The following is a 20,337-nucleotide window of genomic DNA, read 5'->3' on the forward strand; positions in this document are numbered from 1 at the left end:
GTGCGCCGACCGTAGACGATGCGGGGCCGCCGCGAACAGGGCACACCCGCCCATCGGGCGCACCCAGTTTCCGGCTTGTCGCCCGTCGGCGCGAGCGTGTTCTCTACGGTCGGTAGTCGTGGGTGCGGGCCAGTCGTGGAGCCGACCGGCCCGGCGTCACCGCCCGATGCGCACCGGGTTGGCGTTCGCCGGGTTCGGTGTGGCGCTGTGCTGCGTGGGGGTGGCCGGGTTGGGTGCCTGGAACCTCCAGACCGTCCGGCAGGCCGCCGGCCCGATCCGGGAGACCGCCGACGATTTCTTCAGCGAGGTGGCCCTCGGCGACAGCGACCGGGCGTACGAGCGGCTCTGCGAGGACGCGCGCAGCCGGTGGAGCGCGATCGGCTTCACCAGTTGGGTGCGGACACCACCGATGGTCACCGACTACGAGATCACCGACGTGTCGGTCGCCACCCGCAGCGGACGACCGCACGGCACTGTGACAGTGAAGGTGACCCGCGACGGCGGGCTCAGCGAGGAACGTCGCCTGCCGGTGGTCCGTGAGGACGGGCACTGGCGGGTGTGCGGTGACCCCTTCTAGACCCCCGGTCGCCGCCCCGACACGCCCGCAGCTGCTGCGACCACGCGAGGGGGTGCAGCCGACCACCTCGACGGAACTCTTCTTCGACCTCGTCTTCATCTTCACCATCACCCAGTTGTCGCACTACCTGATCGCGCACCCGGACTGGCGGGGCGCCGGGCGTACCGGCCTGTTGCTGGCGCTGGTGTGGCTCGTCTGGGTCTACACCACCTGGCTGACCAACTGGCTGCAACCGGACCAGGGGCCGGTGCGCACGATGCTGATCGGGGTGGGGCTGGGCAGCCTGTTGTTGTCGGCGGCGATCCCGCAGGCGTTCGGCTCGACCGGCCTGCTCTTCGCGCTGGTCTACGTGATCGTGCAGGTGGGCCGCACCCTGTTCTCGTTGTGGGCGGTACAGGGCAGTCCGTGGTTGGTGGCCGGATTTCAGCAGTCGCTGCCGTGGATCGCCGGGACGTCGGTGCTCGTGGTCCTCGGTGGCCTGGCCGACGGCGCCGCCCGGGGCGCCCTGTGGGCGACGGTGATCGTCATCGAGGTGGTCGGCCTCTCGCTCGGCTATCCGCTGCCGCGACGGGGACGCAGCCGACCCGAGCGGTGGATGGTGGAGGGCGGGCACCTGGCCGAGCGGTGCGCGGCGTTCGTTCTGATCGCCCTGGGGGAGTCGATCCTGGTCACCGGCAGCACCCTCACGTCGCACGTGGACCTGGTGACGTCCGGGGCGTTCCTGCTGGCGTTCGGCGGTTCGGTGGCGCTGTGGTGGGTCTACTTCGCCCGCTCGGCCCCGGCCGCCACGGAGGTCATCGCCCACGCCGGGGAGCGCACCGGCGCGTTGAGCCGAGTCGCGTTCAACTTCCTGCACCCGGTGATCGTCGCCGGTGTCGTCGTCACGTCGGCGGCCGACGAGCGGTTGCTGCGGGAGCCCGGCGCCCCGGCCACCACTGTCGACGTGCTGCTCACCCTGGGTGGTCCCGCGCTGTTTTTGGCCGGGCACGCCGCCTACAAGGCGCTGTTGTGGCGGACCCTACCGATCAGCCGGGTCACGGCGGTGGTGGTCCTGCTGGCGCTGATGCCGGTCGGTGTGGTGCTGGGGGCGCCCGTCGCGGTGTGCGCCGCGGTGGCGTTGGCGGTGACGGTCGCCGTGATCCTGACCGACCGTTTCCGGGTACGGGCCCACTCCCGGCAGGCGTCCTGACCCTCCGGTCGCGTCGGGTCGGTTCTAGGACAACGGCACCGCTGGCGGCCCGGTGGGTGGTTAGCGTGGGTCACCGGCCCTCCGGGTGACCTTCCGCAGTGCTCGGACGAGCGGAGGCGACCCGATGACGACCGCGCAACAGACCTGGCCACAGCGATGGTTGGTGCTGGTCGCCGCCGCCGGCTACGGCAAGACCACCGCCCTGGAGACCATCGGCGGAGACGGCCCGACAACCTGTCACCGGGCGACCGACCTGATCGAAGCGGCCGCCCACGCCACCGGCCCGCCGACGACCACCCAGCCCCCGGAACGGGTCGCTGTGGACGAGGTGTCCGCGCTCGCCGAGGACGACCAACTGACCCTGGTGCGCCTGTTGTCCGCGCTGCCGGGTCAGCCGGCGGTGACGCTCGCGGCCCGGCAACCGCTCGCCGCCGCGACGCTGAGCGCCTGTGCCGTACCCGTCGTCGAGCGCGGGCCGGAGACGCTCGCCCTCAACCGGGACGCGGTCGCCCGGATCCTGCGCGACGAGCACGCGGTGCCCGACAGTGACCTGGCCTACCTGGTGTACGAGCTGACCGCCGGCTGGCCGGCGTGGGTGCACCTCGCCGGTGACGCCCTCGGCCGGCAGGGCGTCGGCCGGCGGGAGCTGCTCGCGGCCCTGACCGAGCCCGGCACCGCGGGCGGGCACTTCGCCCGCGACGAGGTCCTCGCCGACCTGCCACCGCCGGTGGCGCGGCTGCTCGGTCGCGTCCACGACCTCGACCCGATCAGCGCGCCGCTGTGTGCGGCCGTCGACGCCCACGCCACGGCCGAGGGCACCGTGGAGGCGCTGCGCTGGGCGACCCGCACCGGGCTGCTGGTCGCCCACCCCCGCCGGCACCCCGGTCGCACGCCGCCGACGTTGCAGCTGGTCCGGGTGCTCGCCGAGGTGTTGGCGCAGCAACCAGGCCGGCCCGAAGCCGCAGAACGCCGTCGGCTGGACGTCGCCGCCGACTGGTACCTCGCCAACGCGTACCCGCTGGCGGCGGCCCGAGCCCTGCACGACGCGGGTGACACCGCCAGGTGTGCCGACCTGATCGCGCGCCACGGCGGGGAGATGCTCGCCGCCGGCGGGGCGCCCGAGGTCACCGACCTGGTCACCGCGTTACCGCAGGCCGAGCAGAGCCCCGACATCCGGCTGATCCACGGTGAGGCGCTGCGAATGTCCGGCTCGGTGACCCAGGCGGCACGGGTCTTCGCCCCGCTGTTGGCGCAGGCCGACCAGGATCGTCGCTGGCCGGCACGATTGCTCTGGCGGGCGGCGATGGTGCCGTACCTGCGTGCCGACTACGCGGGCGCCCTGGCCTTGCTCGACCTGGTCGGTACACAGCCGACGGTCCTCCCGCCCGGCCCGGACGACGTGCTCGTGCTGGCCTGCCGCGCCAGCACCCTCGCCCAGCTCGGCCAGGTCGAGGACGCCACCACCACCGCGACCAGGGCGCTCGCCGCCGCGCAGCACCTCAACGAGGACGGCCCGTTGGCGGCGGCGCACATCGCTGCGGCACTGACCTCGTCCGGCACCCGCCGCGACGGGCACCTCGCCGAGGCCCTGGCCGCGGCGGAACGCGCGGGCGACCTGGTCCAGCAGGCGCGGGTCCTGGTCAACCAGGCGCACTGCCTGCTGCGGGAGGCCCGTTATCCGTCGGCGCTTGCCACCGCCGTGCGGGCCGTCCGCGCGGCGGAACTCGCCGGTCCGCCGGGTGTGCTGGTGACCGCGCTGCACAACGCCGGTGAGGCGCTGCTGCGGCTCGGACGCTACGAGGAGGCGACGCTGCACTTCAGCCGCTCCACCTCGGTCTCGCAACGGTTGGGGCTGCGCCGGGCGGCGGCCGGTGTCTACGGGATCGCCGAGGTCAGTCGCCGCCTCGACCGGCGGGAGGAGGCGTTGGCGGCCTTCGCCGAGGCGGTGGAGCTGGCCCGCGACGTGGGAGACCTCCAGGTGCTCATTCCGGCGCTGGTCGGCCTGGCGCGTCTGCGGTGCGAGGGCGTGGGCGCCGACCTCGTGGCCGCCCGCGCCGCCGCCGACGAGGCGCACCGTCTGGCACCGGCGTACCTGCTCTCGTCCGCGCTGGTCGCGACGGGCTGGGTGGCGTACGCCGAGGGTGATCTGGGGTTGGCCCGGCGGCGGGCGGCCGAAGCGGTCGGCGCGGCCCGGGCCGGCCGGCAGTCCGACGCGTTGGCGGAGGCGTTGGAGCTCACCGCCGCGGTCGCCGCCGAGCCGGCCGCGAGCCGCGCGGCGTTGCTGGAGGCCGCAGAGATCTGGCAGGCGGCCGGCGCGACCCCTGCCGCCCAGCAGACCGTCGTTCTGCTCGGCCGCATCCCGGGCGCCGACGGCGCACAGCGGTCGGCGGCGCAACTGGCCGCCGACCGGTTGGTGGCGCTCGGGGTCGAGACTGTCGACGGGCGGCAGTTGTCCGAGACCTCCGCCGGGAGCGGCGCCGTCGAGGTGCGGGTACTCGGCCGGTTCGAGGTCATCGTCGACGGGCGGGAGGTCCCGCTGCCGGCGTGGCGGTCCCGGCAGGCCCGTACGCTGCTGAAGATCCTCGTCGCCCGACGCGGCCGTGCCATCGGGCGGGCCGAACTGTGCGAGCTGTTGTGGCCCGACGACGAGCCGAGGCGCACCGCGCACCGCCTGTCGGTGCTGCTCTCCGCCGTGCGCACGGTGCTCGACCCGCCCCGCCGGTGGCCCGTCGACCGGTACGTCCGCGCCGACCTGACCGGCGTACGCGTCGACCTGACCCGGGTGGTCGTCGACGCTGAGCGCCTCCTCGCCGACGTGCCGCGGGCCGAGCGCCTCGGTCGCGACGGTGACCCGGCACGGGCCCGCGAACTGCTCGCCGAGGTGGACGCCGCCTACCGGGGCGACGCCTTCGCCGACGAGCCGTATGAAGATTGGGCCGACGGGCTACGCGAACAGACCCGCTCGGTGTGGTTGCGGGCGCTGCGCGAACTCGCCCGCCTGTACCGGCGCGACGGGCACGCCGACCGGGCCGCCACCACCCTGGTCCGGCTGCTCGACGCCGACTCCTACGACGAGTGGGCGCACCGCGCGCTGGTCGCGACGCTTGTCGGCGCCGGCCGGCACGGGGAGGCCCGCCGGGCGTTCGACAGGTGGTCCGGGGCGATGCGCGCGATCGACGCACCGCCCCCGGATCCGGGTGTGCTGCGCGGCCGGGCCGGTCAGCAGCTGTAGAAGTTCACGCTGCCCGCGTCGGTCTGCACGTACGAGTAGAAGATCGCGCCGAGGTCGACCTCGTCGTCCTCCGCGCAGGTGTCCTCCCCGGGCCCACCGTCGAGGGTGTCGCCGCCGGTGCCACCCGTGACGGTGTCGCCGGCCACCCCGATCAGCAGGTCGGCGCCGTGGGCGCCGGAGAGGACGTCGTTGCCTTCCAGGCCGGCGAGCAGGTCGGCGCCGCCGCCGCCGGCGATGAAGTCCCCGCAGCCCTCACCGTAGATGGTGTCGTCACCCCAGCCGCCGTGGATCGTGTCGACGCCACCGCCGCCGTAGATGGTGTCGTCGCCACCGAGCCCGTAGATCTCGTCGGGTCCGCCACCGCCGTAGATGATGTCGTCGCCGTCGGTGCCCATGATCGGGTCGCCGTCGGTGGTGGCGCACGGGTTCGCGTTCGGGTCGGCGTGCGCCGCGCCGCCGCCGACCAGACCGGCGCTGAGCAGTAGGGCGGCCATTACCGCCGCCACCGACGCTCGGGTACGCATGATGGAACCTCCTGTTCGTGGGCCCCGTCCGGAGCCCGGCGACGCCACGATGACGTCGCGCGCACTGTCGCAGCCACACGTCATCGTGGCGTCAGTACGACGCGCTGCTGACGCCCTCCTGACGACCGTGCGGAGCCTGATCCCACAGCCGTCGTCGACAGTCGACGAGGCAGTGCGGAGGGAAGATCCAATGAAGCGGAAACTGGCTGGTCTGGCAGTGCTGACCGGCATGGCGGCGGCCACGACGCTGCTCGCACCGGCGACCCCGGCGCAGGCGTCGGTCGGCCTGTACCGGGTCGCCGCCACCAGCGTCCTGGACGCGACGAACGCCAAGACGATGCCCATCTCCTGCAACGGCGCCGACCAGGTGGTCGGTGCCGGTGGGCGCATCAACGACGGTCAGGGCGACGTCCTGATGACCCGCGTGTACGCCGACGCCACCCTGCACACCGTGACCGTGCTGGGCGTGGAGGCCAACGCCACGAACGTGCCCTGGTCGGTGGACGCGTTCGCGGTCTGCGCACCGGCCGGGGCGGTGGCGGGCCTGCAACTGGTCACCACCACCTCGACGAACAACGCCCTCGACAAGGTGGGCATCACCGCCGTCTGCCCGGCGGGCAAGAAGACCTTCGGCGGCGGGTACCGGATCGACAACGCCAACGCCGCCGTGGCGATCGACGAGTTGGCGTTCACATCGGCGCTCGGCTCGGTGTCGAGCACGGCGTACGTGTTCGGCGCGCCGGGCAACTTCACCCTGCAGACCCAGGCGTTCTGCGCCAACCCGCTGCCGGCGATGGCGTTGACCGAGGCGACGAGCGCGTTCAACGCGAACGCGCCAAAGTCGGTGACCACGCCGGTCTGCGCGGCGGGGTCGCAGACCGCGGGGGTCGGTGCGGTGCTGACCGGGCTCACCGGGGCCGGTTCGGTGGCGACCCTGCTGCCCAGGGCGGCGCTGGACAGCGCGGAGTCGACCGGACGGGAGATCGTCGCGTTCGCCGCGGGGTGGAGCGTCAGGGCGCAGCAGATCTGCGTCGGCTGACCGACCCCGGAACAGGACCGGCCGTCCCCACCACGGGGGGCGGCCGGCCCTCGCGTGGACGCCTCAGTCGCGGGGGCCGAGGTCGCCGCTGCGGTAGTGCCGGCGGCAGAGCACCTGGTAGCGCACCTCGGCGGTGTCGACGGTGTCGCCGATGACGACCTGGGCGCCCTCACGGACGACCCGCCCGTCGACGACCCGGGCGTTGAGCAACCCTTCGCGGCCGCACCAGCAGAGCACCTCGACCTGGATGCGGGCCACCTCGTCGGCAAGCTCGAACAGGCGTTGCGCGGCGGGGAACAGCCGCGACCGGAAGTCGGTGGCCAGGCCGAACGCGAACACGTCGACGTCGTAGCTGTCGACCAGCTCGGCCATCTGCTCGACGTGCTCGACGGTGTAGAAACACGCCTCGTCGCAGATGAGGTAGTCCACGCGTACCCCGTCGGCCCACCGGCCGCGCACCAGGGCCCGCAGGTCCAGGTCGTCGGTGACCTCGATGGCCTCGTGGGCCAGGCCGATGCGGGTGGTGACCTGCGGTCCCAGCGACCGGTCGATGCGGGTGGTGACCAGCCCGCGGCGGCCCTGCCGGGCGTGGTTGTAGTTCATCTGCAACGCCATCGTGGACTTGCCGCAGTCCATCGGCCCCCAGAAGAACTTCAACGCCGCCGCGTGCACCGGACGCCCGTCGAGCCCGCGCGCGGCCGCGCACCCGGCCGGGGCGTGTGGCTGGCCGGGAAACGGGTGAGCCAGGCAGGTCGGGGCGGTGGCGGCGTCGTCGGTCACGGTCGGGCAGCCTAGCCCATTGACCGGCCCGGATCGGTCGGGCGAGGGACCCGTGCTCAGAGCACCCGGGGTGGGGTGTTGCCCGCGGCCACGATGGCACGGCGGATCGGCACGGCGGCGAGGAGCAGGAACCCGACCACGAAGAAGATCAGCAGTGAGACCAGACCCACCCGGTACGAGGCGGTGAGTTGGAACACCAGGCCGAAGGCGAGCGGGCCGAGCCAGCTGGTGCCCTTGTCGCTGATCTCGTAGAAGCCGTAGTACTCGCCTTCCTTGCCGGCCGGGATGAGCTGGCTGAACAGCGACCGGCTCAGCGCCTGGCTGCCGCCGAGGACCAGGCCGATGGCCGCGCCGAGGACCATGAACGGCACCGGCGCCTCGGCCGGCAGCCGGAACGCGCCGATGATCACACCGGTCCAGAGGACCAGGCTGAGCAGCACGGTCTTCCAGGCGCCGATGCGCTTGGCCAGCGCGCCGAGGCTCAACGCGCCCCCGAAGGCGAGGAACTGCACCAGCAGGATGGTGACGATCAGGGTGCTCTGGTCCAGCCGCAGCTCTTCGGTGCCGTACTGGCTGGCCAGGGTGATGACGGTCTGGATGCCGTCGTTGTAGACCAGGAACGAGAGCAGGAAGAACAGCGTCAACGGGTACGCCTTGATCTCCCGCAGGGTGCGGCCCAACTGCCGGAACCCGTCGGTGAGCACGTTGCCGCGCCGAGCCAGCGCCGCCGCCGCGCTGGGGCGTTCCCGCAGCCAGCGCAGCGGCACCAGGGTGAACACCGCCCACCACACCCCGGCGGAGACGATCGACCAACGGGCCAGGTCCAGGGTGCGCTGCGGGTTGTCGTCCTCGCTGAACAGGGTGACCGCGACCAGGTTGAACGCCAGCAGCAGGCCACCGCCCAGGTAGCCCAGCGCCCAGCCGCGGCTGGAGATGCCGTCGCGTTCGTCCGGGCCGCCGAGCTGCGGCAGGAACGAGTTGTACACCACGACGGCCGCGCCGAAGGAGATGTTGGCGACCAGGAAGAGTGCCCCGCCGAGCAGGTAACGGTCACCGGTGACGAAGATCATCGCGATGGTCGCGCCGGCGCCGGTGAAGGCGGCGCCGCCGAGCAGCCGCTTCTTGTGCGCCGACCGGTCGGCGATCGCCCCGATCACCGGCAGCACGAACACGGTGAGGAACACCGACAGCGAGATCAGATACGGGTAGTAGGACCCGGCCGCCACCCGGATGCCCAGCGGGTGCACGTACCCGTCGCAGGTGTCCGCTCCCAACTCGCACCCGGCGGCCAACTCGGCCACTGTGGTGATGAACGGGCCCAGGAACACAGTGATGACTGTGGTCTGGAACGCGGAGTTGGCCCAGTCGTAGATGTACCAGCCGCGCCGCTCCCGGCGGGTGCTCGCCGGAGGCGGGGTGTCGTCCACCGTGGGGGTCACGGTCTCGGCCATCGGGGGTCCTTCGATCCTCAGGCGGCCCAGTGGCCGCGGCTGCGGTAGACGTCGCGCAGCACGCCGACGTGATCGGTCATGATGCCATCCACGCCACGATCCAGTAACTCGTGCATCTGGGCCGGTTCGTCGATCGTCCAGACGTGCACCTGGAGGCCGATGCGGTGGCAGTAGTCGAGGAACCGGCGGTCCACCACCGGCACCCGCCCGTAGCGCGGCGGCACCTGCGCGGCGACCACCGACGGCGGCAGCCGCAGCGGACGCCCGTGCAGGGAGGCCAGCCGCAGCCGGGCGACGCCACGCATGCCCAGACTGGTGGCGACCCGCCCCTCGGTGAGCGCGCGCAGCCGGGTCAGCCGGGCGTCGCTGAACGAGGCGAGCAGCACCCGGTCGCCGGCGCCGGCCCGGGTCACTGTCGCGACCGTCGGCTCGACGCCGCCGTCGGCCTTCACGTCGATGTTGAAGCGGACCTGCGGCCACGCCCCCAACACCTCGTCGAGCCGGGGTACGACGGCAGCGCCGCCGACCCGTACCGAGGCGAGGTCCGCCCAGCTCATCTCGGCGATGCGCCCCGCCTCACCGGTGACCCGCCGCAGCGTCGGGTCGTGGAAGATCACCGCGACGCCGTCCGCTGTGGCGTGCACGTCGGTCTCCACGTACCGGTAGCCCAGCCCGATGGCCCGGGCGAACGCCTCGGTGGTGTTCTCGTCGCCCTCGGCGGCGCCGCCACGGTGGGCGAACGCCAGCGGCGCCGGCGCGTCGAGGTAGCCGAATCGGGTCAACACGCGACGCAGTATGCCTGCGGTTGGTGGCCGGCGGGTGGCCGGCCGGCGTCTGTCGCCCGCTCGCGCCGCCATCACGGCTCGTGACCGGCGTCAGGCCAGCCAGCTCATTGACCGGTCAGGACGGTGCCGGCCTGAACTCCCTTGGCCGCGACCTTACCGTCCGAGCGGTCCGTGTAGACAGGCCCGCGAGAGTCACCGCCGATGTGCACACCCCAGGGGTTCAGGCCAGCCAGCCGCCGGTCATCCGCGCCACTGCGGCGCCGTCGAGGTCGGCGAGCTTGACTCCGACGAACTGCCGGGCGCCGTCGGAGGTCTGCACCCGTACCGGCGGCGTCGGGTCGGTCAGCGTGGCGACCACGACCGCCGCGGCGTCGGCGGGGGACTGCGCGGCGGCGAACGCCTGCCCGGTGCGGGCCAGGTACGCGCGCAGCGCCGGCCCGTACACCCCGGCGGCGGTGCCGGCGGCGTCGGCGTCGATGCCGATATTGGCGACGAACTCGCTGGCCACCGCGCCCGGTTCGACGACGGTCACCCGTACGCCGGTGGTGGCGGCGAGCGGGGCGAGGGACTCCATGTATCCCTCGACGGCGAACTTCGCCGCGCAGTACGCCTCGTTGAACGGCTGCCCGACGATCCCACCGACGCTGGAGACGGTGACGAGCCGACCCCGGCTGGCCCGCAGGTGTGGCAGGGCGGCGCGGCTGACGTGCAGTACGCCGAAGAAGTTGACTTCCATGACCGCGCGAACGTCGTCGACGCTGTCCTGTTCCAGGGTGCCGACGTGACCGGCGCCGGCGTTGTTGACCACCGCGTCGAGCCGGCCGTACGTGCCGGCCACCTCCTCGACGCAGGCGGTCACGGAGTCCGGGTCGGTGACGTCGAGGCGGCGTACGTCTATCAGGTTGGCGACCCCGGCGGCGTCGGCGGCGGCGCGTAGCCGGTCGGAGCGGCCGAGGTCGCGCATGGTGGCGACGCTGCGCCAGCCGGCGCGGGCGCAGCCGAGCGCGATCTCCAAGCCGATGCCGGTGGACGTGCCGGTGATCAGCACCGTCTGCTCACTCATGATCTCCTCCTTCGTGGCGATTACTGCCCGGGCTGGCCGATCTCGGCGCCGTCCTCGGGCCGAGGCGAACGCCAGTGGCGCGGGCGCATCGAGGTAGCTCGCGCCACCGCGCTCACCGTCAGCCGCAGATCAGGTCGTCCAGCAGTGTCATCTGCCGCTCGATGATCGCCACCGCCGGGCCTTGGTCAGCCAGCTCGGTGGCCAGGTACAGAACCGTCGAGCGGCGCCCGTCCAGGCTGACCGCAGCGAGGGTGCTCATCCCAGGCATGGAGCCGACGTGCGCCCAGGAGCCGCCGCACCGGTTGGGTATCCACATGATGCCCAACCCGTAGCGGATGCCTGGCCGGATCCCGTGGAATCCGTCGGCCAGCACGGTCCGGTGCAGTTCAGCCACCTGTGCGGGCCGCAGGAGCTGACCGCGGCCGACCGCCTGCCAGAAGCGGGACAGGTCGGTGGGGGTGCTGACCAGGCCGCCAGCCGAGGCCGTCACCGTGGGATTGAAGACGGTCGTGTCGGCCCTCCGGGCACGAACTGCCGGTACCCGTTGGCGTGCGGCCGGCGACGAACAGCGGCGCGTGCCGCATCGCTGTCGCCACCTGCTGCGCCTCGGTGTAGTGGTCGAAACGGTGCGCCAGGAACTCGTCGGCCGATCGCGGGGCGGCGAGGTCGCCGGTGGCGTCGTAAAGGCCGCTGGTGTGCTGCAGGAGCTGGCGGACGCTGACGTACCGGCCGTCGTTGCCGTTGCCGGTGACGACCCCGGGCAGCCAGCGTTCGATCGGGTCGTCCAGTCGGATCCGGCCCTCGCCGACAAGTGATGAGGCGACGGTGCGACACGTGATCATTATCCCGGTTCCCGGTCTCAGGCCGAGTGGCGGCGGTGCGTCCGGGTGAGGTCGCTCGGGCGGCCGGGGTCGACGTGGCGGGGCAGGTCCGGCTCGTCGGGGCGCAGCGGGACGAGGGTGTCGGTGATCGCGTCGATGATCCGGTCGGTGGCGCGGCGGGCCGCGCCGGGGTTGGCGGCCGCCGTCTCACCCAGGTCGACGGGCGTGCCGAAGTGCACCCGGATCACCGGTCGACGCCACAGCGAGCGGGCGACGCCGCGCAGCATTCCGTGGGGCGCCTGGTAGGGCAGCACCTCGTGTGAGCCCCACTGGGCGACCGGGACGACCGGGGCGCCGCAGGCCAGGGCGAGTCGGGCGGCGCCGGTCTTGCCGCGTTCGGGCCACAGGCCGGGGTCCAGGCCGATGCGCCCCTCGGGGTAGATGAGGATCACCGAGCCACGGGCGACGGCCGTGGCGGCGTCGTCGAGGGCCCGATGCACGGCGCTGGTGCCCCGGTCGACCCGGATGTGCCCGGCATGGCGCATGGCGGCGCCGAACACCGGGACGCGGAACAGTCCGGCGGTCGCCATGATCCGCGGGGCGACGCCACGGGTGTGGCAGGCGGCGGCCATGACCACCGGGTCGAACGGGCTGATGTGGTTGGCGGCAAGCACCAGCGGGCCGCGACGCAGGTGCGCCGGGACGTCGCCGGTGACCTCGAGGCGGGCGAGCAGGCCGACCAGGCCCCGGGCCAGCAGCAGGGCTGCGCGCCAGATCAGCGGCGGCTGCCAGGCGGTGTGTGCGGTGTCCATCAGCGCGCCATCGTCGCACGCGTCGACGGGGCCGCGAGGGCGGGTCGGGGTGATCAGGGTCATTGGTCCCGGGAGGGTGCGGGCCGTCCAGCCTTCTACGACGAGCAGTAGTATTTACTACGTCTCGTAGTACGGATGGTTGGGGGTTTCAGGTGGACGCGTTGGACGTTGCCCGCTGGCAGTTCGGTGTCACCACCGTCTACCACTTTCTCTTCGTACCGCTGACCATCGGCCTCTCCGTGCTGGTGGCCATCCTCCAGACGATGTGGCACCGCACCGGCAACGAGCGCTACCTCAAGCTCACCAAGTTCTACGGCAAGCTGTTCCTGATCAACTTCGCCATGGGCGTGGTCACCGGCATCGTGCAGGAGTTCCAGTTCGGCATGAACTGGAGCGACTACTCCCGCTTCGTCGGCGACGTCTTCGGCGCACCCCTGGCCATCGAGGCACTCGTCGCCTTCTTCCTCGAATCCACATTCATCGGCCTGTGGATCTTCGGCTGGGACCGGCTGCCCAAGCGGGCGCACCTGGCCAGCATCTGGGCCGCCGCGATCGGCACCAACCTCAGCGCGTACTTCATCCTCGCCGCGAACTCGTTCATGCAGAACCCGGTCGGCTACCGGATCAACCCCGACAGCGGACGCGCCGAGCTGACCGACTTCCCGGCCGTGCTGACCAACAAGGTCGCCCTGATCACCTTCCCGCACACCCTGGCCGGCTCGTTCCTGGTCGCCGGGTCGCTGATCGTCGCGGTCGGCCTGTGGCACGTCATCCGCAACCGCGACTCCGCCGACACCGGCGCGTACCGCTTCGCCACCAAGTTCGGCTCCTGGGTGGTCCTGGTCGCCTCCGCGGCCGTGCTGTTCACCGGCGACATCCAGGGCAAGATCATGACGGACGTGCAGCCGATGAAGATGGCCGCCGCCGAGGGCCTCTACACCACCGAGAGCCCCGCCTCGTTCTCCGTGCTCACCATCGGCAGCCTGGACGGCAGCCGCGAGGTGTTCGCCATCAAGATCCCGTACCTGCTGTCGTACCTGGGCACCGGCGACCCGAACGGCACGGTGCACGGCATCAACGACCTACAGGCCCAGTACGCCACCCAGTACGGCGCGGGCAGCTACACCCCGATCATCCCGGTCACCTACTGGAGCTTCCGCTTCATGATCGCCTTCGGGATGGCGGCCGGCGCTATCGCCCTGCTGGTGCTCTGGAGCCAGCGCAAGGGCCGCACCCCGAGCAGCAAGTGGCTGCTGCGGGCCGGGCTGGCCATGCCGGTGCTGCCGTTGCTGGCCAACTCCTTCGGCTGGATCTTCACCGAGATGGGTCGCCAGCCGTGGATCGTCTTCGGCGAGATGCTCACCCGCAACGGGGTGTCCCGCAGCGTCTCGCTGGCCGAGGTGCTCACCTCGTTCACCGCCTTCACGCTGATCTACGCCACTCTCGCCGTGATCGAGGTCAAGCTGCTGCTGCGCTACGCCAAGGCCGGCGTGCCGGACGTCAGCGAGCAACCCCCCACCGACGACACCGACGACGCCGAGCGCCCGCTCGCCTTCGCCTACTGATCCCGGAGCCCATCGTGGAACTGACCACCATCTGGTTTCTCCTCGTCGCCGTGCTGTTCACCGGGTACTTCATCCTGGAGGGCTTCGACTTCGGCGTCGGCATGCTGCTGCCCGTGCTCGGCCGCGACGACCGGGAACGCCGCGTCCTGATCAACACCATCGGCCCGGTCTGGGACGGCAACGAGGTGTGGCTGATCACCGCCGGTGGCGCCATGTTCGCCGCGTTCCCCGAGTGGTACGCCACCCTCTTCTCCGGCTTCTACCTGCCGCTGCTGCTGATCCTGCTGGCCCTGATCGCCCGGGGGGTCGCCTTCGAGTACCGGCACAAGCGCCCCGAGGCGTCCTGGAAGCGCCGGTGGGACGCGGCGATCGTGGTCGGCTCGCTGCTGCCGGCGATCCTGTGGGGCGTCGCCTTCGCCAACATCCTGCGCGGCGTGCCACTGGACGCCGACCACGAGTACGTCGGTGGCCTGCTGAACCTGCTCAACCCGTACGCCCTGCTGGGCGGCGCGACCACCCTGGCGCTGTTCCTCACCCACGGCGCGGTGTTCCTCGCCCTGAAGACCACCGGCGACATCCGCGAGCGCGCGGGCGCGCTCGCCGTGCGCCTGGGCGTGGGCGCCGCCGTGCTCGCGGTCGGGTTCCTGACCTGGACGCTGACCATCCGCTCCAGCGCGGCCGCCGTCGTACTCGCCGTCGGCGCGGCCCTCGCCCTGCTCGGTGGGCTGGCCGCCGCCCGGGTACGCCGGGAGGGCTGGGCGTTCACCGGCACCGCCGTGGCGATCGGCCTGGCGGTGGCGACCCTGTTCGCGGCGCTGTTCCCGAACGTGCTGCCCTCCACCCTGGACGCGGCCGGCACGCTGACTGCCACCAACGCCGCATCCACCCCGTACACCCTGAAGATCATGACCTGGGTGGCGGTGATCTTCACTCCGGTGGTGCTGGCCTACCAGGGATGGACGTACTGGGTGTTCCGCAAGCGCATCGGCGTAGCCAACATCCCGCAGCACTAACCAGCGGGCCGCCCCCGTCGATCATGGACTTGTGGTGCCCAACGTGGGGCGTCGAGGGCGAATTGTCACCCACCACAACTCCATGATCGGCCGGGAGAGGGACGGTCGGTGGTCTGGCGGTATATCGGCTGTTGGCGCGGGACTGTCTCGCTACGGTGTGCCGATGCCCGCCACTGTGCACGTACGCGAACTCACCGCCGACGACCTCGACGCCGCCTGGGAGCTGGGCCGGTTCGCGTTCGGCTCCGACCCGCAGCGCCCGGCACCCGCGTCCGCGCCGGTGCCCGGCCTGACCCGTTACGGCGCGTTCGACGACGCCGGCCGGCTGGTCGGCAAGGCCGTCGACCTGCACCACGACCAGTGGTGGTCCGGGCGGGCGGTGCCGGCCGCCGACGTGGCCGGGGTGGCGGTCGCACCCGAGGCCCGCGGTCGTGGTGTGGCTCGCGCCCTGCTCACCGCCCTGCTACGCGGCGCCCGCGACCGTCAGGCGGCGATCAGCGCGCTCTACCCGACCGTCGCGGCTCCGTACCGGGCCTGCGGGTGGGAGACCGCCGGGGTGCTGCGCACCGTCGACCTGGCCACCGCCGCGCTGCCCCGACACCGGCCCGCGTCGCACCTCACCGTCCGGGCCGGCACACCCGCCGACCTGCCGGCCGTCGACGCCCTGTACGAGCAGGTCACCCGGCACCGCAACGGCATGCTGACCCGTCGGGGTGAGCTGTACGACGCCGCCGACCGCGGCCTGCCCGGCGACGGGGTCACCCTCGTCGAGGCCGACGGCGACCTGGTCGGCTACGCCACCTGGCAGCGGGGCCGCGGCTATGGGGCCGATTCCGTGCTCACCGTCGACGAGGCCCTGGCGGTCACCGCCGAGGCCGCCCGGGAACTCGTCGGGGTGCTCGGCAGTTGGGCCAGCGTCGCGCCGACCCTGCGGCTGTGCCCGCTCGACGGGGACGCGGTCAGCGCCCAACTGCCGTTGGAGTCGGCCCGCGAGCACGAGCGGGACCTGTGGATGCACCGGCCGGTGGACGTGGCGCGGGCGGTGAGCGCACGGGGGTGGCCCGCCCACGCCCGGGGCGCCGTCGACTTCCACCTCACCGACCCGCTCGCCGACTGGAACACCGGCACCTGGCGGTTGACTGTTGCCGACGGCGCCGCCGAGCTGACCCGCGTCGGTGCCGAGGCGGAGCTGCGGTTGGACGTCCGCGGTTTCGCGTTGCTGTACGCCGGGGCGGCGCAGGCCCGGTCGGTCGCGCAGGCCGGCCTGCTGCGCTGTGCCGGTGACGCCGACCCGGCCGCCCTGGACCTGCTGGGCGTCGGAGGCCCGGCGCAGTTGCTCGACTACTTCTGACCGACCGGGCCGGCACGTGGGCCGCCGACAGGCTGGTGCTGACCGACCGGACCCGCTGCGTGGGCCGCCGACAGGTTGGCAGGACCCGGTGCGCGGGCCGCTCACGCGCGGGCAGGACCGGGCCCGCCCACCGTCGTGCTCTTGTCCGTCAGGTCGGGGTCGCGGCCAGTTCGGCGTTGGCGCGCTGGGTGACCACTGTGAGCGCCCGGGCGGCGGCGCTCGCCTCGTCGGTGGGAATGTCCGCGTAGAGGCGCGCGCTGATGTTCGCCACGGCGGCGGCGATGCGGGCCTGTACGGCGTGACCGGCGTCGGTGAGCCGCAGCCGTGGCGCGTCGGCGTCGTGGTCGGCCTGGGCGAGGTTCGCGTCGACAAGGGTGGCGAGCACCCGTTGCACCTCCTGCTCGTCGACCTTGAGCGTGCTGGTGATCCGGTGCGTGAGGTGGGCGCGTTCGACCGCGCCGTTGGCGAGGACGTTGAGGGCGAGCAACTGGTTGAACTCGACGCCGAGGGGAGCGGTGGCCCGTTCGAGCAGGGCCCGGGTGGCGTAGTGGGCGTGGCCGATGACCTGGCCGTTGAGGGTGGGGACGGTGGACATGACGCCTCCTTCGATACGTTGGCTAAACCAACGTTGGCCGAGCCAACGTAGCACCCGATCGTGGGTCGCGCCAACGATTACTGGTAGGCTGCGCCGCATGGACAACGCGGCCCCGCAGTCGCCCGCCGGGCTCAGCACCACCCCGACCTGGCTGCTCAACCAGACCGCCAGCCACGCCGCCCGCCTGCTCAGCGAGGGCTTCGCCACGCACGACCTGCGCGGCTACCACTACCGGCTGCTCGCCACCCTGGCCGAGGACGGGCCCGCGAGCCAGGCCGACCTCGGCCGGCGCTGCGGCATCGACCGCAGCGACGTGGTGGCCGCCATCAACGACCTGGCCGGCCGAGGGCTCGTGGTGCGTGCCCCCGACCCGGCCGATCGCCGCCGCAACGTCATCAGCGCCACCGACGCCGGCGCCGACGAGGCCCGCCGGATGGGCGCGACCCTCGAGCGCGTCCAAGCCGACCTGCTCGCCCCGCTGTCCGCCACCGAGCGCGAGCAGCTGACGCGACTGCTCACCCGGCTGCTGCACCACCACAGCCGGCACTGACCCGCCTCAGCGGGCCTCGCGCAGCTCCGCCAGCCGGGCCTCGATCTCGGCCAGCTCGGCGCGCAGCTTCTCGGCCTGCTGCTCCGCCTCGGCCCGCTCGGTGCCGAGGATCTGCTCCACCGCCTCCTGCACCCCCGGCACGTCGACCAGGGCCACCATCTTCAACGCCTCCGCAGGCTTCACGACGTACGGCTTCGCCAGGGCCTTGCTGCCCTGCTGCGCGGCGACGGTCCACTCACCGTCGGCGTACGCCAGGGTCACGGTGAGACCCGCGAGGCCCTTCGGCTTGACGGCCTTGACCGCCCGCCGCGCCGGCGGCTTCTCCGTCTGCTCCACCTTCGGCTCCTCCTGTCGCTGCGCGGGCACCCGCGGCGTGTCCAACACGAACTCCGGAGCGGCCACCGCGGGCGCCTCGGGCTCGGGCTCCGGCTTCGGCTCCACCACCCGACGAGTGACGCCCTTGGGCGCCACGGCCAGGTCGGCGGGGGAGAACGGCAACTCGTCGCGACCGAAGCGCACCACCACGAACTCGTCGGACACCTCCGGGTCGGTCAGCTCGATCACCTGACCGACCTGACCGGCGATCTGCCCCGCCGCCGCGGTGAACACGACCCGCGGCTTACGCCCGGCCGCCAACGACTCCCGGATGCTCTGCACCTCGCTAGTGGACAAACCCTGGCCGGCATCCATCACAACCCTCTTCCGTACACCTGTTTGATTGCTGTCTTGATACCAGCCGACTGCGACACCCGCCGCACGGGGCTCACGCCCGCTCAGCCGCCCAGTGCCCGCAGCGCCCGGTCCGCGTGCTCGTTCATGCTGACCTCGCTATGGATCACCTCGATGACCCGCTGGTCAGTGCCGATGACGAAGGTCATCCGCTTCATGCTCAACGGCCCCAACGGCACCCGCCGCTTGACCCCGAACTGCTGCGCCACAGCGCCATCGGCGTCCGACAGCAGCGGATAGTCGAAGCCGTGCAGCTTCGAGAACTCGGCCTGCTTCGCCACCGGGTCGCGGCTGATGCCCACCCGCGTCGCGCCCAGCGCCGTGAACTCCGCCGCGAGGTCGCGGAAGTGGCAGCTCTCCGCCGTGCACCCCCGGGTCATCGCCGCAGGGTAGAAGAACAGCACCACAGGCCCGGCCGCCAGGAACTCCGACAGCCGCCGCGGCGTGCCCGTCTCATCCGGCAGCTCGAAATCCTGCACCACGTCGCCGACACCCACACCCGCCACCGCGCACCTCCATCGTCTGATCGACCGCGCGGTGAGCGTAAGCGATCACGCCCAGAGCGCTGCCACCTCGTCGGCCACCGCATCGGCCTGGGTCCGCCCGGCCCGCGCCGCGCCCGCCCGACGTGCCGGGTCCAGCACGTTGCGGCCGATCGCCGTACGCGCCGCCGCGTCCGGCGTGAGCACCACCACCCGCGACCCGGCCGCCCGCAACGCGTCCACCTGCGCCGACAGCCGTGGCATCGGCCCGAACGCCGCCGACGTCGGCGCGAGCACCAGCACACTGCGCGCGTCCGCCGCCAGGTCCGCGTTCACGCTCGAGCGCATCCCACCGTCGACGAAGCGGCGCGCGCCGATCGTCACCGGCGGCCACACCCCGGGCACCGCGCAACTCGCGCCCACAGCGTCCACCAGGGACACCCCGCTGTCGCAGTCGAACACCACGAACTCACCGGACGACGCGTCCACCGCCGTGATCAGCAGCCGCCGCTGCGGCCACTCCCGGTCCGGCAGACGGGCCTCGATCACCACCCGTCGCGACGCCTCCGACTGGGTACGCGCCGCCACCGCCATCGCCCCGATCCGGGCCCGCGAACGCACCGCGTCGCGGGTCCGCCCACCGGCCCAAATGAGCCGCGCCAGCGCCGCGAAGCCCAACCGTGCGGCCAGCTCACTCGACGGCGGCGCCAACTGCTCGGTGTAGAAACGCTCGACGGGCAACCCGGAGCACACCTGCGCGCCGACCATCGAACCCGCCGACGTGCCCACCACCAGGTCCGCCTCGGTGACCGGCACGCCCCGCTCGACCAACCCGGCCAGCAGCCCCAACTCCCAGGCAACCCCGGTCACCCCGCCACCGCCGAGCACCAACGCGCGCTGCATGTGACTCTCCTCTCGACGACCGACCCGCGCCGGTCACGGTAGCGTCGGCACGACCATCGCGCAGCCGTCAAACCCGCCGGGAGGCACCGTGGCACCCGTCACCGTCATCACCGGCGGCGGCCGGGGCATCGGCGCGGCCACCGCCCGCCGGCTCGCCACCGCCGGTCACCATGTCGCCCTGTGCTACCGCCGCGACGAGGCCGCCGCCACCGCCGTCCTGGCCGACCTGCGGGCCGCCGGCGCACAGGCCATCGCGGTACGCGCCGACACCACCGACCCCGAGCAGGTGCGCGCCCTGTTCGACGCGGCCGCTCAACTCGGCCCGCTCACCGGCCTGGTCAACAACGCCGGCGTCACCAGCCTGATCGGGCCCTTCACCGAGCTGCGCGTCGACGACCTGCGCCGGGTCGTCGACGTCAACCTCGTCGGCTACGTCCTCTGCGCCCAGCAGGCCGCCCGGCGGCTCACCGACGGCGGGGCGATCGTCAACGTCTCGTCGGCGGCCGCGACTCTCGGCAGCCCGGGGGAGTACGTGCACTACGCCGCCGTGAAGGCCGCCACCGACACCCTCACCGTCGGCCTGGCCAAGGAACTCGCCCCGAAGGGCATCCGGGTCAACGCCGTGGCCCCCGGCATCGTGCGCACCGACATCCACGCCGACTCCGGGGTGCCCGACCGCGCCGAGTCCGCCGTCGGTCGCATCCCGCTGGGCCGCGCCGGCGAACCCGACGAGATCGCCGCCGCCATCGCCTGGCTGCTCGGCCCGGAGGCCTCGTACGCCACCGGGACCGTGCTGCGCGTCTCCGGCGGTCTCTGACCAGGTGTCCGCGCGGTCGGAGACCGCCGGGCGTTCGCGCTGGTCGGAGACCGCCGGAT

The 20,337-nt window shown here is 72.7% G+C and carries 20 protein-coding genes and 1 pseudogene; 9 read left to right on the forward strand and 12 right to left on the reverse strand.

The window, feature by feature from the left end:
• Positions 1-118 precede the first annotated feature (118 nt).
• From ACLJOK_RS10390 to ACLJOK_RS10400, 3 genes are all read left to right on the forward strand, one after another.
• Positions 119-577 carry a hypothetical protein gene (locus ACLJOK_RS10390; protein WP_410817923.1) on the forward strand — a complete coding sequence of 153 codons (459 nt, stop codon included), beginning with the start codon at positions 119-121 and terminating at the stop codon, positions 575-577.
• Positions 564-1,766, forward strand: a complete 1,203-nt coding sequence (locus ACLJOK_RS10395; RefSeq protein ID WP_410817925.1) for a low temperature requirement protein A — start codon at positions 564-566, stop codon at positions 1,764-1,766. Before ACLJOK_RS10390 ends, ACLJOK_RS10395 begins: the two co-directional genes overlap by 14 nt.
• A gap of 124 nt (positions 1,767-1,890) precedes the next feature.
• Positions 1,891-4,998 carry an AfsR/SARP family transcriptional regulator gene (locus ACLJOK_RS10400; protein ID WP_410817926.1) on the forward strand — a complete coding sequence of 1,036 codons (3,108 nt, stop codon included), beginning with the start codon at positions 1,891-1,893 and terminating at the stop codon, positions 4,996-4,998.
• On the opposite strand, the gene ACLJOK_RS10405 is transcribed toward ACLJOK_RS10400, so the two are convergent.
• Positions 4,986-5,522 (reverse strand): calcium-binding protein, encoded by a 537-nt coding sequence (locus tag ACLJOK_RS10405; protein WP_410817927.1) that lies wholly within the window; start codon positions 5,520-5,522, stop codon positions 4,986-4,988. The genes ACLJOK_RS10400 and ACLJOK_RS10405 overlap by 13 nt on opposite strands.
• A gap of 190 nt (positions 5,523-5,712) precedes the next feature.
• Between ACLJOK_RS10405 and ACLJOK_RS10410 the strand changes: the two genes are divergently transcribed.
• Positions 5,713-6,561, forward strand: a complete 849-nt coding sequence (locus ACLJOK_RS10410; RefSeq protein ID WP_410817929.1) for a hypothetical protein — start codon at positions 5,713-5,715, stop codon at positions 6,559-6,561.
• A gap of 63 nt (positions 6,562-6,624) precedes the next feature.
• On the opposite strand, the gene ACLJOK_RS10415 is transcribed toward ACLJOK_RS10410, so the two are convergent.
• The 7 genes and pseudogenes from ACLJOK_RS10415 to ACLJOK_RS10445 form a co-directional block, all read right to left on the reverse strand.
• Complete coding sequence (locus ACLJOK_RS10415; protein WP_112586966.1) at positions 6,625-7,341, reverse strand: thymidine kinase; 717 nt, start codon at positions 7,339-7,341, stop codon at positions 6,625-6,627.
• 56 nt (positions 7,342-7,397) lie between these two features.
• Positions 7,398-8,792 (reverse strand): MFS transporter, encoded by a 1,395-nt coding sequence (locus ACLJOK_RS10420; protein WP_410817930.1) that lies wholly within the window; start codon positions 8,790-8,792, stop codon positions 7,398-7,400.
• Positions 8,793-8,809: 17 nt separating this feature from the next.
• Complete coding sequence (locus tag ACLJOK_RS10425) at positions 8,810-9,577, reverse strand: glycerophosphodiester phosphodiesterase (RefSeq protein ID WP_238677996.1); 768 nt, start codon at positions 9,575-9,577, stop codon at positions 8,810-8,812.
• A gap of 220 nt (positions 9,578-9,797) precedes the next feature.
• Positions 9,798-10,640 carry an SDR family NAD(P)-dependent oxidoreductase gene (locus ACLJOK_RS10430; protein WP_410817932.1) on the reverse strand — a complete coding sequence of 281 codons (843 nt, stop codon included), beginning with the start codon at positions 10,638-10,640 and terminating at the stop codon, positions 9,798-9,800.
• 118 nt (positions 10,641-10,758) lie between these two features.
• Positions 10,759-11,136, reverse strand: a pseudogene (locus ACLJOK_RS10435) (serine hydrolase); the annotation flags it as partial.
• Positions 11,027-11,482: a serine hydrolase gene (locus ACLJOK_RS10440; protein ID WP_410817933.1), complete on the reverse strand. Its 456-nt coding sequence runs from the start codon at positions 11,480-11,482 to the stop codon at positions 11,027-11,029. The gene ACLJOK_RS10440 and the pseudogene ACLJOK_RS10435, both read right to left, overlap by 110 nt.
• 17 nt (positions 11,483-11,499) lie before the next feature.
• Entirely contained in the window at positions 11,500-12,273 is a 774-nt protein-coding gene (locus ACLJOK_RS10445; RefSeq protein WP_410819304.1) for a lysophospholipid acyltransferase family protein, read from the reverse strand.
• Between the two features lie 152 nt (positions 12,274-12,425).
• On the opposite strand from ACLJOK_RS10445, the gene ACLJOK_RS10450 reads away from it, so the two are divergent.
• From ACLJOK_RS10450 to eis, 3 genes are all read left to right on the forward strand, one after another.
• A complete protein-coding gene (locus ACLJOK_RS10450) occupies positions 12,426-13,838 on the forward strand; it encodes a cytochrome ubiquinol oxidase subunit I (protein ID WP_410817934.1) in 1,413 nt (470 codons plus the stop codon).
• A 14-nt stretch (positions 13,839-13,852) separates the two neighbouring features.
• Positions 13,853-14,851, forward strand: a complete 999-nt coding sequence (gene cydB, locus ACLJOK_RS10455) for a cytochrome d ubiquinol oxidase subunit II (protein WP_410817935.1) — start codon at positions 13,853-13,855, stop codon at positions 14,849-14,851.
• A gap of 163 nt (positions 14,852-15,014) precedes the next feature.
• Positions 15,015-16,202: an enhanced intracellular survival protein Eis gene (gene eis / locus ACLJOK_RS10460; protein ID WP_410817937.1), complete on the forward strand. Its 1,188-nt coding sequence runs from the start codon at positions 15,015-15,017 to the stop codon at positions 16,200-16,202.
• Positions 16,203-16,350: 148 nt separating this feature from the next.
• Here eis and ACLJOK_RS10465 read toward each other — a convergent pair whose 3' ends face one another.
• Positions 16,351-16,797, reverse strand: a complete 447-nt coding sequence (locus tag ACLJOK_RS10465; RefSeq protein ID WP_410817938.1) for a hypothetical protein — start codon at positions 16,795-16,797, stop codon at positions 16,351-16,353.
• A gap of 97 nt (positions 16,798-16,894) precedes the next feature.
• On the opposite strand from ACLJOK_RS10465, the gene ACLJOK_RS10470 reads away from it, so the two are divergent.
• On the forward strand, positions 16,895-17,347 hold the full coding sequence (locus ACLJOK_RS10470) for a MarR family winged helix-turn-helix transcriptional regulator (protein ID WP_410817939.1): 453 nt from the start codon (positions 16,895-16,897) through the stop codon (positions 17,345-17,347).
• A gap of 6 nt (positions 17,348-17,353) precedes the next feature.
• Here ACLJOK_RS10470 and ACLJOK_RS10475 read toward each other — a convergent pair whose 3' ends face one another.
• From ACLJOK_RS10475 to ACLJOK_RS10485, 3 genes are all read right to left on the reverse strand, one after another.
• Positions 17,354-18,037, reverse strand: coding sequence for a hypothetical protein (locus ACLJOK_RS10475; RefSeq protein ID WP_410817941.1), 684 nt, complete (start codon positions 18,035-18,037; stop codon positions 17,354-17,356).
• A gap of 83 nt (positions 18,038-18,120) precedes the next feature.
• Positions 18,121-18,582 (reverse strand): peroxiredoxin, encoded by a 462-nt coding sequence (locus ACLJOK_RS10480; protein WP_279636263.1) that lies wholly within the window; start codon positions 18,580-18,582, stop codon positions 18,121-18,123.
• A gap of 45 nt (positions 18,583-18,627) precedes the next feature.
• The gene (locus ACLJOK_RS10485) at positions 18,628-19,461 is read right to left on the reverse strand and encodes a patatin-like phospholipase family protein (protein ID WP_410817943.1); all 834 of its coding nucleotides are present in this window, start codon (positions 19,459-19,461) and stop codon (positions 18,628-18,630) included.
• 88 nt (positions 19,462-19,549) lie between these two features.
• Here ACLJOK_RS10485 and ACLJOK_RS10490 point away from each other — a divergent pair, with 88 nt between their 5' ends.
• Complete coding sequence (locus tag ACLJOK_RS10490; protein WP_410817945.1) at positions 19,550-20,278, forward strand: SDR family oxidoreductase; 729 nt, start codon at positions 19,550-19,552, stop codon at positions 20,276-20,278.
• The last annotated feature ends 59 nt before the right edge of the window (positions 20,279-20,337 follow it).

This window comes from Micromonospora sp. 050-3, from assembly GCF_046549335.1.
Taxonomy (GTDB): Bacteria; Actinomycetota; Actinomycetes; order Mycobacteriales; family Micromonosporaceae; genus Micromonospora; species Micromonospora trifolii.

Coding starts and splice junctions, on each gene's coding strand:
- ACLJOK_RS10440 (WP_410817933.1), bottom strand. CDS start 11,482: ATGATCACGTGTCGCACCGTCGCCTCATCACTTGTCGGCGAGGGCCGG.
- ACLJOK_RS10405 (WP_410817927.1), bottom strand. CDS start 5,522: ATGCGTACCCGAGCGTCGGTGGCGGCGGTAATGGCCGCCCTACTGCTC.
- ACLJOK_RS10485 (WP_410817943.1), bottom strand. CDS start 19,461: ATGCAGCGCGCGTTGGTGCTCGGCGGTGGCGGGGTGACCGGGGTTGCC.
- ACLJOK_RS10410 (WP_410817929.1), top strand. CDS start 5,713: ATGAAGCGGAAACTGGCTGGTCTGGCAGTGCTGACCGGCATGGCGGCG.
- ACLJOK_RS10445 (WP_410819304.1), bottom strand. CDS start 12,273: ATGGACACCGCACACACCGCCTGGCAGCCGCCGCTGATCTGGCGCGCA.
- ACLJOK_RS10400 (WP_410817926.1), top strand. CDS start 1,891: ATGACGACCGCGCAACAGACCTGGCCACAGCGATGGTTGGTGCTGGTC.
- ACLJOK_RS10420 (WP_410817930.1), bottom strand. CDS start 8,792: ATGGCCGAGACCGTGACCCCCACGGTGGACGACACCCCGCCTCCGGCG.
- eis (WP_410817937.1), top strand. CDS start 15,015: ATGCCCGCCACTGTGCACGTACGCGAACTCACCGCCGACGACCTCGAC.
- ACLJOK_RS10430 (WP_410817932.1), bottom strand. CDS start 10,640: ATGAGTGAGCAGACGGTGCTGATCACCGGCACGTCCACCGGCATCGGC.
- ACLJOK_RS10465 (WP_410817938.1), bottom strand. CDS start 16,797: ATGTCCACCGTCCCCACCCTCAACGGCCAGGTCATCGGCCACGCCCAC.
- ACLJOK_RS10475 (WP_410817941.1), bottom strand. CDS start 18,037: ATGGATGCCGGCCAGGGTTTGTCCACTAGCGAGGTGCAGAGCATCCGG.
- ACLJOK_RS10470 (WP_410817939.1), top strand. CDS start 16,895: ATGGACAACGCGGCCCCGCAGTCGCCCGCCGGGCTCAGCACCACCCCG.